The sequence below is a fragment of the Streptomyces sp. NPDC056222 genome (genome assembly GCF_042264065.1).
Classification (GTDB): Bacteria; Actinomycetota; Actinomycetes; order Streptomycetales; family Streptomycetaceae; genus Streptomyces.
The window spans coordinates 1-13614 of record NZ_JBHJTL010000045.1 but is presented as its reverse complement, the minus strand read 5'-3'; the positions used below and the strand labels follow the sequence as shown (position 1 = coordinate 13614).

The following is a 13614-nucleotide window of genomic DNA, read 5'->3' as shown; positions in this document are numbered from 1 at the left end:
ATGAATGCACTGGTGAGTGAAGCGTCGCGGCAGCGCGAGTTCACGCCGTGGCCCGAGGACCTGGCCGCGAAGTACCGCGCCGAGGGGCTGTGGAGCGGCATCTCGCTCGGCCGCATGCTGCGTGACTCCGCGGCCCGGCACGGCGCCCGTACGGCTCTGGTCGACGGCCCGAACAGCTGGACCTACGCCGAGCTGGACGCGGAGGTCGACCGCCTCGCGGCAGGCCTGCACAAGGAGGGGACGGCCGCCGCGGGCGAGCGAGTGCTCGTCCAACTACCCAACACCGCCGCGTTCGTGCTCGTCTGCTTCGCCCTGTTCAGGGTCGGCGCGGTGCCGGTCCTGGCCCAGCCTGCGCACCGCGAGCACGAGATCACGCAGTTGTGCCGGCAGAGTGGGGCCGTGGCGATGGTCATTCCGGACCAGCGGTCGGGGTTCGACCACCGGGTGATGGCCGAGCGGGTCCGGGCGGAGTGTCCGACGCTGCGCACGATCGTCGTGGACGGCGATCCCGGGGACCACCGCGCGCTGTCCGGACTGTTCGCCGATCCGGTGCCCCTGCCGGAACCCGATCCGGGGTCTCCCGCGGTGCTGCAACTGTCGGGTGGAACAACCGCGGTCCCGAAGCTGATCCCGCGTACCCACGACGACTACCTGTACAACGCGCGAGCGAGCGTCATGGCCTGCCCGCTCGACGTGGACGACGTCTATCTGTGCGCACTGCCCGCCGCGCACAACTTCCCGCTCTGCGCACCGGGTGTGCTGGGGGCGCTGGACAGCGGGGCGACCGTGGTCCTGGCGCCGGGTCCGAGCGACGGCGATGTCTTTCCCCTGATCGAGCGGTACGGGGTGACCGTCACCGCGGTGGTCCCGCCCATCGCGCTGCTGTGGCTGGACGCCGCCAAGGACAGCCGGCACGACCTGTCCAGCCTGCGGGTCCTCCAGGTCGGCGGCGCCCGGCTCGGACCGTCCGCCGCGGCCAGGGTCCGGCCGGTCCTGGGCTGCCGGCTCCAGCAGGTGTTCGGCATGGCGGAAGGCCTGATCTGCTACACGCGGCTGGACGACCCGGACGAGCTCGTGGAGACGACGCAGGGCGTCCCGATGTCGGCGGCCGACGAGATCGCGGTCGTGGACGACGAGGACCGCCCCGTACCGGACGGCGAGCCGGGACACCTGCTCACCCGGGGGCCGTACACGATCCGCGGTTACTTCCGCGCGGACGAGCACAACGCGCGTGCCTTCACCGCCGACGGCTTCTACCGCACGGGCGACATCGTGCGCCGACTGCCGTCCGGCCACCTCGTCGTGGTCGACCGGGCCAAGGACCTCGTCAACCGCGGCGGCGACAAGGTCGCGGCCGACGAGATCGAGGAGCAGCTGGCAACCCACCCGGCGGTGCATGACGTCGCCGTCGTCGCGGAACCCGACGACGGTCTCGGCGAACGGATCTGCGCCTTCGTCGTCGCGTACGAGGACGGGCTGAAGAGCCGCGTACTCAAACTGCACCTCCGCGACCGCGGTCTGGCGGCCTACAAGATCCCGGACCGGTTCGTATTCATCGACGCCATGCCGCTCACCTCCGTCGGAAAGATCGACAAGAAGGAGCTGCGGAAGCGGGCCGCGGAGCTGGCGGTCAAGGAAGGACGCACATCATGAACGAGGATCCCTCCGGGCTGTTCTCGGTCCGAGGCAAGTCCGCGCTGGTCACCGGGGCGGCGAAGGGCGTCGGTGCGCTGATCGCCCAGGCCCTGGTCGAGGCGGGCGCAACGGTGTACCTGACCTCTCGCGACATGGCGGCGGCCGAGAAGACGGCCGCCCGGCTCTCGCTGCTGGGCGACTGCGTTCCGCTCGCCGGCGGTCTGGCGTCGGAGGACGACTGCCGCGCGCTCGCGGACCAGCTCGGCGAACACGTCGACCGGCTGCATCTGTTGGTGAACAACGCGGCCGTCCTGCATACGGCACCGCTGGACGATTTCGACGACGCGGCCTGGGACTCGGCGCTCCAGGTGAACCTGAAGGCCGTCTTCCATCTGGTCAGGTTCCTCCGGCCGTTGCTGGAGTCGGCCGCGGTCGCCGGAGACCCGGCCCGCGTCGTCAACATCGGCTCCGTGGACGGGCTGCACGTACCGTCGGCCGAGATCTACTCCTACGCGGCGAGCAAGGCCGCCATGCACCATCTGACCGGGCACCTGGCCGGCCGGCTCGCTCCGCGCATCGCGGTCAACGCCATCGCGCTCGGCCCCTTCGAGTCGGACATGCTGCAGGAATCGCTGGCTGCCGAGATCGGCCTGAGCTCACCCATGCGCCGGCCAGGCGGTCTTGACGACATCGCGGGCATCGTCCAGTTCCTGGGTTCCCGGGGCTCGGCGTACCTGACCGGCACGGTGATCCCCTTCGACGGCGGCCTGTCCCTCACCCGGTAGACGGGGTCCGGCACGGAAGCGGAAAACGAAACGGGTTAATCAGCCTGTTTCTTGGTAGGTTGGTGAACGCGCACATGGGCCTGGCAGGCGTGTGCGCGCACTCCAACTGTTCTGGCGGATGGCCGGAGCGGGGGGTCGAAGTCGACGGAAGGTGACAGGGACGCAATGAAATCGGAGCAGGCGCAACCGTTGGAAACAGTTGGTCTTGGAGAGTTATTGCGCCCCGTCAGGTCGAGGCTGGGCGCTGCGATCGGGGTGCAGGCCGTCGCGGCGGTGGTCGCCGTGGTGCCGTTCGCCGCGGTTGCGGAACTGGCGAGGGTGCTTCTGACGGAAGGCCCCGTCGACAAAGGCGCCGCATGGACGGTCGCCGCCGTGGCGGGCGGCGCGCTGATGCTGTGGCTGGCGCTGAACACCGCGGCGGGCGCGATCGCCCATGCCGCGGACCTGGACTTCCAGCTCTCGGTGCGACGCCGGCTGGTCGACCGGCTCGGCCGGGTGCCGCTGGGGTGGTTCACCGATCGCGGCGCGGGCGGAATCGGGAAAGCGGTCCAGCACGACGTGGACACGATGCACCACCTGGTGGCCCACTCCCTGCTGAACCTCACCGCGAGCGTGGTCACCCCGCTCGCGACCCTGGTCTACCTGTTCGTGGTGGACTGGCGGATGGCGTTGATCCTGATGATCCCGCTGGTGATCGGAATCGGGCTGTTCATCCGGATGATGGTGAGCCTGGACGCGCAGACCGACGCCTACGAGAAGGCCCAGGAACGCATCGTCTCCAGGGTCATCGAGTTCGTCGAGGGCATCGCCGTGGTCAAGATGTTCGGCCAGGCCAGGCGGGCGCACCGTCAGTACGCGCAGGCCGCCGACGACTTCACGACGTTCTTCATCGCCTGGATCTCCAAGGGCTACCGGGCCACCGCGGCCTCGGCACTGATCCTCGGACCCGTCACCATTCTGCTCACCGTGCTGATCGGCGGCACGGCGCTCGTCTCGTCCGGTTCCCTGGACCCGTTCGACCTGCTGCCGTTCGCCATCCTGGGCCTGAGCGTCGCCGCCCCCCTGCAGGCTCTCGACTTCCACGGCCACGACATGGAGATGGCCGGGTCGGCGGCCAAGCGCGTGGGCGCCCTGCTCGCCGCGCCGGAACTCGCGATCCCCGACTCGCCCAGGCAGCCGGAGACCGACGGCGGCGTCCGGGTGGAACTGTCCGGTGTCGAGTTCGCCTACGACGCGGACCGACCGGTCCTCAGCGGCATCGACCTGACCCTCGAACCCGGCAGCGTGACAGCCCTCGTGGGCAGCTCGGGTTCGGGCAAGACGACACTGGCGAAGCTGCTGCCCCGGTTCTTCGACCCGACCGCGGGCACCGTGACGGTCGGTGGCGTGGACCTGCGCGACATCGCGCCGGACCAGCTGTACCGGCTGGTGTCGTTCGTCCTGCAGGACGTTCAGCTGCTGGACGCCTCCGTGCGGGACAACATCCGGCTCGCCCGTCCCGACGCGGACGAGGAGACGGTGCGCCGTGCCGCTCGCGCGGCGGCCATCGACCGGCGCATCGAGGAGCTGCCGCGCGGCTACGACTCGATGGTCGGCACGGAGGCCCGCTTCTCCGGCGGCGAGGCACAGCGGATCTCCATTGCCCGGGCGATTCTCGCGGACACCCCGATCGTGGTGCTCGACGAGGCGACCGCCCACGCCGACCCCGAATCGGAGGCGATGATCCAGGACGCGCTGTCGGAGCTGGCCGTCGGGCGGACCGTGCTCGTGGTCGCGCACCGGCTGGCCTCGGTGGTCGGCGTCGACCGCATCGTGGTGCTCGAACAGGGCCGGATGGTCGAGCAGGGAACACACGAGGAACTGCTCGCCGCTGGTGGGCGGTACGCGCGGCTGTGGAGCCTGCAGGAGCAGGCCGGCGTCGAGGACGCCGACGGCGACGACGCCTACGCAGGCGCCGGCATCGCGAAGGAGGAGGGGCGTTGATTCGTCGACTGTTCACCGCACTGGGCCCGAAGCACGACCGCGCGCTGCGCAGACTGCTCGCCTGGTTCACCGTCGCCGCCGTACTCCAGGGCGTGGCGTTCGTCATGCTCGTCCCCGCCCTGCGTGAACTGCTCGGTGACGAACCGGAACGAGCCTGGCCGTGGGTGATCACCCTCGCGGTGCTGTGGCTCGGCTACGCCGCGGTGAGCTACCCGGCGACGCTGGCCGGTTACGGCACGGGTGCGGCCATGAGCCGCGACCTGCACCACCGGATCGGAGACAAGGTCGCCCAGCTCCCGCTGGCGTGGTTCACCCCCGACCGCGTCGGCGGACTCGGGCGCCTGGCCTCACAGCGCGTGGTCGACATCATGGGCGTGCCCGCCCATCTGCTGCGCCAGTTGGTCGACACCTTCGTCACGCCTGCCGTCGTGGTGCTGGCGATGTTCCTGTTCGACTGGCGGCTGGCCCTGTCGATGACCGTCGCCGCGATCGCCGTGGCGCTGGTGTACCGGGTGGCGGGCCGCAGCATGGCGGCGGCCGACCAGGAGGCGGACCGCATCCACGCCGACGCGGCCGTACGGATCGTGGAGTTCGCCCGTGCCCAGCCGGTGCTACGGGCCTTCGGCCGTACGGCGCAGGGGCACGCCGCGCTCGACGACTCGCTGGTCGCGCAGCACGCGGCCGGTCGGCGCATGCTGCGCGCCGGCATGCCCGGTCTGCTCTGGCTCGCCTTCATCGCACAGGCGTCGTTCATCGTGCTCCTCGCTCTGGGAACCCGGCTGGCGCTGGGCGGATCACTGGAGACGGCCGAGTTCATCGCGCTGCTCGTGCTGTCGGCCCGGTTCGTCGAGCCCGTCATGCTCACCTCCGAACTGGGCGGCGCGATCCGGGTGGCCGAGAACGCGCTGACCGAGATCAACGAACTGATCGACACGGAGACGCTGCCCGAACCGGAGACGTCGCGCCGGGCGGACGGCGCCGACATCGAACTCGACGGCGTGCGCTTCGGCTACAACGGCTCCACGGTCCTGGACGGACTGTCGATGCGGGTGCCGCAGCGCCGGATGACCGCACTGGTGGGTCCGTCCGGCGCCGGCAAGACGACCGTGATCCGGCTGATCGCGCGGTTCTTCGACCCGGACGCCGGTGCCGTGCGGGTCGGCGGCGTGGACGTGCGCGAGATGCGGACCGAGGATCTGACGTCCGTCATCTCGGCCGTCTTCCAGGACGTCTACCTCTTCGACGGAACGATTCTGGAGAACGTACGTCTCGGCAGGCCCGACGCGACCGACGAGGAGGTCTACGCCGCGGCCCGCACCGCGCGCGTCGACCAGATCGCCGACCGGCTGCCGGGCGGCTGGGAAGCGCCCGTCGGAGAGGGCGGCAGTCGTCTCTCCGGCGGTGAGCGGCAGCGCATCTCGATCGCGCGCGCCCTGCTCAAGGACACCCCGATCGTGTTGTTCGACGAGGCGACCGCGGCACTCGACGCCGAGAACGAGCACGCCCTGCAAGAGGCGATGTCGGCACTGGCGCGGGACCGCACCGTCCTGGTGATCGCGCACCGGCTGCACACCTTGCGCGAGGCGGACCACATCATCGTGCTCGGCGAAGGCCGGGTCGTGGAGGAGGGCGTCCACACCGACCTCGTCGCGCGCGACGGCCGGTACGCCCACTTCTGGCGGGAACGCCGCCGTGCGCAGGGCTGGCACCTGGCCAAGTCCGCGGGGGTTCGCTGAACGGCGGCTCCCCGCCCCGACACGGGCGGCGCCCACGCCGGCGCCGCCCGTGTCCCCCTCGCATGTTCCCCATCCCACTTTCCTGTTGTGATCAGCTGAATCCGAGGAGTTTCCGTGGAGCGACAGTCGACCGAGGGCTCAGTGTTCAGACCGGCGACCACCGGTCTGCTGGACCGAATGGAGCGCCGCATCACCGATCAGAAATGCACCTTTCTGACGTCCAGCAATTACATGAACGAGGCGAGCACCAAGCTGGCCTACCTCATCAGCTCGTCGCTCACAGCGCGCGGTGGTGCGCCTCTCTACCGAAGCTTCCTCATCAATTCGACGGTCGAGGCGCTCTCCGGCGCGATGAAGCTGGCGCGGCAGACCTCGGTACGCAACAAGCGGCACGACGGCGGCTGGATCCTGCTGATCGACGCGAAGGGCGTCTTCGCACCCTTCGTCGATCCGACCTCCCAGGGGGTCGAGAGAGCGATGACACCGCACGTCGTGGTGGTGCCCAGCGCCTTGGAGGCGATGGAGGCGTTACCGGAGCACTCCTGGTCGGCCGTCGTGGTCGTACGCGACGGATCGGCCGGCGGGTCGACGGACGAACTGGAGCCGCTGCTCAGGACCGTCCGGTCGCAGGGCGGGATGGTGGTGCTCTGCGACAGCGAACTGGATCTCGGTGACACCAGCCTCTTCACCGGACCACTGAGCGCCGACGTGCTCGTCTACGGGGAGAACATCGGCGGACACCAGGTGCCGTTCGGCTGTTTCACCATGACCGAGCAGGCGTACGAGATCTGGAACAACGACGTCGACTGCTACGCGCAGACCTCCACCTTCGGTGGCAACACCTTCTGTGCCGAGGTCGTGCTGGCGGCGCTCGACGAGTACGGGCTGATCAGCCCCGAGCAGCGCAGGACACTGGCGGAGATCGATGCCGACCGGGACACGATGCGCGAGTACTGGGCGCGGTACATCAACCCTTCCATGGCCAAGATGGAAATGATCGTCGGTATGCACCTGGAGGTCGAGCGCGCGAGCGGCGCCCGGCTGCGCCTCGACGACGGACGCGAGATCCTGGACTGCTGCGGCGGCTTCGGCAGCAACTTCCGCGGGCACAACCCGCCGGACGTCCCCGCCGAGGTGCTGGCGGTCCACGAGCCGGAGCACGACTACTACGCGGACCTCGAAGAGTTCCTGACCGGGCTGACCGGCTTCGACAAGGCCTTCCCCGCGGTCAGCGGGGCGACCGCGGTCGACCAGGCCGCCGCCCTCGCGATGCTGGCCAACCCGACGCGTACCAAGGTGGTCACCTTCACCGGCAACTTCGCCGGCAAGTCCTTGTTCGCCATCAACCTGAGCAAGGAGGGCCCGCAGGTCACCGAATCCGACGAGGACGCCTTCCGCCCCTATTACCACGACCTGGTCTACATCGACCCGTTCGCCGACGACGCGGTGCACAGGCTCCAGCAGGTGCTCTCCTCCGGGGACGTCGCACTGGTGTGGTTCGAGGCCATCCGCGGCGGCATGTGCCAGCGTCTGCCGGAGCGCATCCTGAGTACGGTCGAGCGCCTGCGCGAGACGGGCGGCTACCTGGTCGGTGTCGACGAGGTGCTGTCCGGCGGATGGCGCACGGGGAACGACTACCTCGCACATCGACAGATGCTGACCCACGTCGACCTGGTGGCGATCGGCAAGGCCATGACGGACATGCTCTTCCCGATCTCGTCGGTGCTGTGCACCCAGGAGGTCTTCGACCGGGCCATGGCGACGGACGCCGGCCAAGTCGCCATGCGCAGAAGGTACTTTCGCAACGGGCTGGGCGCACACATCGCGCACCACGCACTGCGGCAGATGACCGACCCGGCCGCGCACGAGCGGGCGGTGGCGGCCCAGCGCATCCTCGAGGCCGGCATCCGGCGCCTCGCCGAGGAATCGCCGCTCTTCGGGAAGGTCGAGGGCCGGGGAGCGATGCTGCGGCTCAGGCTCAACGACACGTACTTCCCCTTCGGCAGGTCCAAGTTCGGCGTACTGCTCGAAATGGCGGCCGCGCAGATGGTCTTCGAACGGAGCGGGATCTTCGTGTTCATGCTGCGCTTCCTGCACCGGACCATGACGACCGAGGAGGACGCCCGCGAGGTGGTGCGCCGGCTGGAAGTGGGAATGCGCGGCGTCCGGCCCCGGCACCTGTACCGCTTCATGGCGAGCAGGATGCTCTTCGCGATGTCGGCGCAGAAGCTCTCCGGCGTGGTGGCCGGACGGCTCGCCCGGCCCCGCTATGTCACCGGCAAGTGAGAACGCAGACACCGAGAGAGGGCGGAGCCGATGGTCAGCAAGCAGGAGAAGTGGCGCGCGTACTGGGACAAGATGGCAGCGGGCTATGACAAGGACATGAAGTTCTGGGATCGGCTGCTGTACGAGGGGCAGCGGGAATGGGTGTGCAGCCGGGCGGACGGAGAGGTCCTGGAGGTCGCCATCGGGACCGGTCTCAACCTGCCCTACTACCCGTCCGGCATCGCGCTGACCGGCATAGACATCAGCGACAAGATGCTGGAGGCCGCGCGAGCACGCGCCGACGAACTGGGGCGCGAGGTCGAGCTGCGCAAGGGCGACGCCCATCAACTGCCCTTCGGGGACGCCACTTTCGACACGGTAGTCTGCACGCTCAGCATGTGCGCCATTCCCGACGTGGACCGGGCGATGCGTGAGATCCACCGGGTGTTGCGCCCCGGCGGCCGATTCGTCTGCATCGACCACGTGGTGAGCCCCAACTGGCTGCTCCGAGGCATCCAGGGGATCATCGAGCGGTTCAGCGTGCCTTCGGCGGGTGAACATCTGCGCCGCCGTCCGATCGAGAACGTCCGCTCGACGGGCTTCGACATCAAGGAGTCGGACCGCCTCAAGGGCGGGCACGTGGAGCGTCTGGTCGCCATCAAGTAGTGGTATGCGGCGAGCACGCCGCAGGTGGCGGACACGGAGTGCGAACGGACGGGACGGGGCGACGTACGGTGCGGGCACGGGTGCCGTCGGCACGGGCCGGCAGGACGTGTGGCGCACCCATGGCATGGGCCGATGACAGCGGTCCGGATAGGTTTGAGCGATGTCAGCAACAGTTGCCCCGTTGGGAGGGTCCAACGGATGAGAGAAGTTCAGCAGGAACGGGCGATCGCGACCCGGCAGCACATCATCGAGAGCGCCGCGGCGGTGTTCGACGCCGCAGGCTTCGCCGGAGCGAGCCTCGGTCGGATCATCGAGCAGGCCGGGACCACCAGGGGTGCACTGCACTTCCACTTCCCGGCCAAGGAGGCTCTCGCCAACGCGGTGCTCAACGAGCACAACAGCCGGATGAGCGCCGTCGTGGAGGAGGTCATCCGAAGCGACGGGAGCGCGCTGGAGAAGATCGTCGTGATCTCCAAGACCACGGCGCGGATGATCGACAAGGACGTCCTCGTGCGGGCCGGGACACGGCTGCTGATGGAGCTCACCTACACCGGCGATCTGCCCGTCGCGTACCGGATGTGGATCGACGCGTGCGAGAACATGGTCAGCAAGGCGATCGAGGACGGTGACATCGTGCCGACGATCTCACCGGAGACCGTGGCATATCTCGTGATCTCCAGCCTGGCCGGGATCCAGATGGTCTCTTCGGTGCTGTCCGGCCGCAGTGACCTGGACCAGCGTGTCGACGAGATGTGGGAAGTGCTGCTCCTCGGTCTTGTTCCGGCCGACCGCCGGTGGAAGGTGGCCGGCCTGCTGAGCTCCGTTCCGAGGACGTGACCTCGCGAAGCCGCCCGGTGCCCGCACGCGGGCCGGGCGGCCCCACGGCCTGCTTCAGGACGCCGTTGTCGTCCCAGTGGGCGGATATCGTCCGGTCCGGGCGTCCCTGACCGACCGACCGGGCGCGATCTGCCGGGATTCGGCCGTCGCCGGCGGCTCGACCGCTCGAGCCGGCCGATGCCCCGGTCGAGCCCGGCGACGGCCCGCTCGGCGGCTCCTCGGGAGCCGCGGGTCACGCCTTGGGCGTTCCGATCCGGAGCCGGTTCCCGTCCGGGTCCCGCAGCTCGATCTCACGCGCCCAGGGAGCCTCCTCCACCCGCACCCCGAACTCGGCTGCCACGGCGTCGACATCACGCACGCGCAGATAGACCAGGGTGTCGGGGCGGGCGTCGCCCTCATGCTCCGACAGGAACAAGCGGACCTCACCCCGGGCCACTTCCACGAAGGCGGGAAACCCCGGCTCGAACGGTGCACCCACTGCTGCGCGAAATCGAGCCGCTCGTACCACGCGGCGGCCGCCGCGGCGTCGCCGACCCGGAGGACCGGGATGACTGCCTCGTACATGCGATGCATCGTCGCAGACGCCACCGACATCGGCCGGACATCAGCCGGGCATCCCGAGAGCCGGCTCCACGAGTCCGTACCGCTGGGCGACCGGCAGCACCTGGCGCTCGATACCCCGGGCGAACACGGCACCTCGCATATGGCAGGTCTCAGTCCGCAAACACCTCATAGATACGAATGGATTCCGCTGCTACGGTACGCAGCTGCCGCCCACCGCACTGGGCAGCACCCCTGCGGAGATCCGAGGAGATGGATCCCATGCACCCTGTCTTCGACCGCCGTCCTCGCCCGATGGGCCGCGCTCTCGCCCTCGTGGCGGGAGCGGCCCTCGCCGTGACCGTCCCGTTCGTCGCGTACGCCAACTCCGTCGGCGTCACGGTCCGTACGCCCGGGGCCACCGCCGGTCCCGCGTCCACGTTCGCCGAGATCACCACCGACGCCGCCTGCTCGAGCGGCCTGATCTCCGGCGGCGGTATCAGCCAGACCATCGGCACCGGCACCTCCTCCAACGGCAACAAGATCAACGGCACCGTGCCCAGCCCCGACGGAAGCACCGAGTACCTCGGTTCCACCGGAGTCGTCGGCACCGACGTCACCCACTGGCTCGGCATCGGCGGCAGCGGAGGAGCGGTCAACGCCTCCTTCTCCAGCACCCCGTACGCCCTGTGCTTCACCAGCAGCCTCGTCAACCACACCCAGGTGGTGATGAACAAGCTCGCCGGACCCACCAGCAGCGGAACCGTCGGCCTCGTCACCGCCACCTGCCCCGCCAACACCCGCCTGCTCGGCGGCGGCGCCCGCATCACCCCCGCGAGCGTCGGCAGCCTCAAGCCGATCGCGTCCTTCCCGACCTTCGACGACTCCGCCCACGGCTTCGGCCAGAAGGCCGCCGCCAACGGCGAGACCGACCCCGACTCCTGGACCGCGGTCGGCTGGAACGGCGGCGGAGGCAACAGCAACAACACCACCTACGCGTACGCCATCTGCAGCGGCAACGGCATCGACGTCGGCGGCGCCACGGTCACCGTCCGGCACACCTCCGTCAGCGGCCCCACCGCCGCCACCAGCGGGCAGACGGCCACCGTCGGCTGCGGCGAAGGGGACGGCACCCTGGTCAGCGGCGGCGCCGCGATCAGCGGCGGCAGCCTCACCACCACCAACTTCACGGGACCGGGCTCCGTCGGCGACCACCTCAACGGCAGCTTCCCCAGCACCTCCGGCGGCGTCCCCGTAGGCGACGGAACGACCACGGCCGCGTACTGGACCGCCGACGCCCACACCGGCGGCGGCAGCTCCCCGAACACCTACACCGACTCCTGGGCGCTGTGCGCGGACGACGGCATCTGAACCCGTCCGTCGCCCTCCCGCTTCCCCTTCCCCGACTCGGCAGAAGAACTGACACATGAACACAACCCGCCCCGTGCGGACCCCTGCCCTCGTCCTGGCCGGCGCCGCCGTGCTCGTCGCCGCCGCCCTTCACCCACCCGCCGCGACGGCCGCCGCGGCCGAACCCGTCTGTGGGACGACGGGTGTCGTCACCACGGGCCCCGGAGCCGGATGCGCCTGGACCGCGCCCGGGACCGACACCTTCACCGTCCCGGCCGGGGTCAGCTCCGTGACCGTGGACCTGTTCGGCGCAGAGGGCGGTAGCGCCGCCGGATACGTCACCCCCAACCCGCCCAACACCGGTGCCCCCGGCGGCCGTGGGGGCCACACCCGTGCCACCGTGGCCGTCACCCCCGGCCAGGTCCTCCAGCTCACCGTGGGCGCCGCCGGCATCCCCGGCAGCTCCAGGCGAGGGGAGTACGCCCGACCCGGAGGGTACGGCCACGGCGCGGGCGGAGGCGGCGCCCACGGGGGAGGGGGCTCCGGCGGCGGGGCCTCCGACCTCCGCGTCGGAGCCTTCGGCCCGTCCGAGCGGATCCTGGTCGCCGGAGGGGGTGGCGGAGCCGGAAACGGCGGGCCCGAGCTGCACGGCGGCGACGGCGGTGGCCGCGCCGGCGAGCCCGGCGGCCAGGCCGACGGACCCGAGGGCTCCGGAATCGCCGGCGGGGGAGCCACCCAAGCCGCCCACGGCACCGGAAGCCCCAACTCACGGCTGGGCGGCCCCGGTTCCCCCGGCGGTGCCACCGACCCCAACACCGGCCTGCCCAACCCGGGCAGCGGCGGCGCGGGAGGCAACGGCGGGCGCGGCGGCAACGGCGGCGGGGGCGGAGGCGGCGGCTGGTTCGGCGGCGGCGGCGGCTCCGGCGGCGGAAACCCCGACAACCTGCCGGGCGCCGGAGGAGGCGGCGGCAGCGGCTACGCCGACCCGATCACCACCGGAGCCGGCCTGACCCCCGGCGTCAACCAGGGCGACGGCCGGGCCGTCGTCACCTGGCGCCACGACACCGCCCTCACCCTCACCGCGGACACCACCACCCCGCTGTACGGGCATGCCATCACCGTCACCGCCGAGGTCACCGCCTCGGCCGGCGGTACCCCGTCCGGCAGCGTCGTCTTCCTCGACGGCGACGCACCGCTCGGCACCGCGCCGCTCACGGACGGGCGGGCCGTGCTGCGCACGCCGGTACTGCGGCCGGGCAGCCATGCGATCACCGCACGGTACGAGGGCGACCCGCTGCACTCCGCGAGCAGCAGTCCACAACCGGCCGCCGTCACCGTCGGGTTCAGCCGCCCCTGCCTGACGGGACACCACACCGGCCCGCTGACGGTCCTCGCGGGAGAGTCGCTCTGCCTCGCTGCGGGAGCCCGGCAGTCCGGCCCGGTGCGGATCGAGTCCGGCGGCGCACTGGCGGCCCGGGACGCCGCCGTCACCGGATCGTTCTCCGCCGACGGCGCTCGCGCCCTGTCGCTGTGCGGCGTGCGCGTCATCGGCCCGCTGACCGTGCGCGGGACCTTCGGCCCGGTCTCCCTGTGCGAAGGCGGATCGATCAACGGTCCGGTCACCTTCGAGTCCAACGCGGGCGGCACCACGCTGACCGGCACCACCGTCACGGGCCCCTTGAGGTGCGAGGGCAACACCCCTGCCCCCGACCTGACGGGCATCACCGTGCACGGTCCGCGCTTCGGCCAATGCCGCTGACATCGGCCGGCCGACCGAGGTGAACGCCGGCGCGGGCCGGGGGCGTACGGCCCCGGCC

Annotated in this window: 9 protein-coding genes and 1 pseudogene; 9 read left to right on the top strand and 1 reads right to left on the bottom strand. The window is 70.6% G+C overall.

From position 1 onward, the window contains the following. From ACFC0D_RS21480 to ACFC0D_RS21450, 7 genes are all read left to right on the top strand, one after another. Positions 1–1653, top strand: a complete 1653-nt coding sequence (locus tag ACFC0D_RS21480) for a (2,3-dihydroxybenzoyl)adenylate synthase (RefSeq protein WP_376438156.1) — start codon at positions 1–3, stop codon at positions 1651–1653. Continuing rightward, entirely contained in the window at positions 1650–2420 is a 771-nt protein-coding gene (locus ACFC0D_RS21475) for an SDR family NAD(P)-dependent oxidoreductase (protein ID WP_376438154.1), read from the top strand. The genes ACFC0D_RS21480 and ACFC0D_RS21475 overlap by 4 nt, the downstream gene beginning before the upstream one ends. 165 nt (positions 2421–2585) lie before the next feature. After that, positions 2586–4403, top strand: coding sequence for an ABC transporter ATP-binding protein (locus ACFC0D_RS21470; protein ID WP_376438152.1), 1818 nt, complete (start codon positions 2586–2588; stop codon positions 4401–4403). Continuing rightward, the gene (locus ACFC0D_RS21465) at positions 4400–6139 is read left to right on the top strand and encodes an ABC transporter ATP-binding protein (RefSeq protein WP_376438150.1); all 1740 of its coding nucleotides are present in this window, start codon (positions 4400–4402) and stop codon (positions 6137–6139) included. Before ACFC0D_RS21470 ends, ACFC0D_RS21465 begins: the two co-directional genes overlap by 4 nt. Positions 6140–6253: 114 nt before the next feature. After that, positions 6254–8425: an aminotransferase class III-fold pyridoxal phosphate-dependent enzyme gene (locus ACFC0D_RS21460; protein WP_376438148.1), complete on the top strand. Its 2172-nt coding sequence runs from the start codon at positions 6254–6256 to the stop codon at positions 8423–8425. A gap of 30 nt (positions 8426–8455) precedes the next feature. Further along, positions 8456–9070, top strand: coding sequence for a class I SAM-dependent methyltransferase (locus tag ACFC0D_RS21455; RefSeq protein WP_376438146.1), 615 nt, complete (start codon positions 8456–8458; stop codon positions 9068–9070). A gap of 198 nt (positions 9071–9268) precedes the next feature. Continuing rightward, positions 9269–9907, top strand: a complete 639-nt coding sequence (locus tag ACFC0D_RS21450; protein WP_376438144.1) for a ScbR family autoregulator-binding transcription factor — start codon at positions 9269–9271, stop codon at positions 9905–9907. A 232-nt stretch (positions 9908–10139) separates the two neighbouring features. On the opposite strand, the pseudogene ACFC0D_RS21445 reads toward ACFC0D_RS21450, so the two are convergent. Beyond that, positions 10140–10471 (bottom strand): annotated as a pseudogene (locus tag ACFC0D_RS21445) (glyoxalase superfamily protein). 258 nt (positions 10472–10729) lie between these two features. Between ACFC0D_RS21445 and ACFC0D_RS21440 the strand changes: the two are divergent. Continuing rightward, positions 10730–11818, top strand: a complete 1089-nt coding sequence (locus tag ACFC0D_RS21440; RefSeq protein WP_376438142.1) for a hypothetical protein — start codon at positions 10730–10732, stop codon at positions 11816–11818. Positions 11819–11873: 55 nt separating this feature from the next. After that, complete coding sequence (locus ACFC0D_RS21435; protein WP_376438140.1) at positions 11874–13556, top strand: Ig-like domain-containing protein; 1683 nt, start codon at positions 11874–11876, stop codon at positions 13554–13556. Positions 13557–13614 lie beyond the last annotated feature (58 nt).

What these genes read in the sequence shown, in the direction of transcription:
- ACFC0D_RS21480 (WP_376438156.1), top strand. Translation starts at nt 1, where the DNA reads ATGAATGCACTGGTGAGTGAAGCGTCGCGGCAGCGCGAGTTCACGCCG.
- ACFC0D_RS21475 (WP_376438154.1), top strand. Translation starts at nt 1,650, where the DNA reads ATGAACGAGGATCCCTCCGGGCTGTTCTCGGTCCGAGGCAAGTCCGCG.
- ACFC0D_RS21470 (WP_376438152.1), top strand. Translation starts at nt 2,586, where the DNA reads ATGAAATCGGAGCAGGCGCAACCGTTGGAAACAGTTGGTCTTGGAGAG.
- ACFC0D_RS21455 (WP_376438146.1), top strand. Translation starts at nt 8,456, where the DNA reads ATGGTCAGCAAGCAGGAGAAGTGGCGCGCGTACTGGGACAAGATGGCA.
- ACFC0D_RS21450 (WP_376438144.1), top strand. Translation starts at nt 9,269, where the DNA reads ATGAGAGAAGTTCAGCAGGAACGGGCGATCGCGACCCGGCAGCACATC.
- ACFC0D_RS21440 (WP_376438142.1), top strand. Translation starts at nt 10,730, where the DNA reads ATGCACCCTGTCTTCGACCGCCGTCCTCGCCCGATGGGCCGCGCTCTC.
- ACFC0D_RS21435 (WP_376438140.1), top strand. Translation starts at nt 11,874, where the DNA reads ATGAACACAACCCGCCCCGTGCGGACCCCTGCCCTCGTCCTGGCCGGC.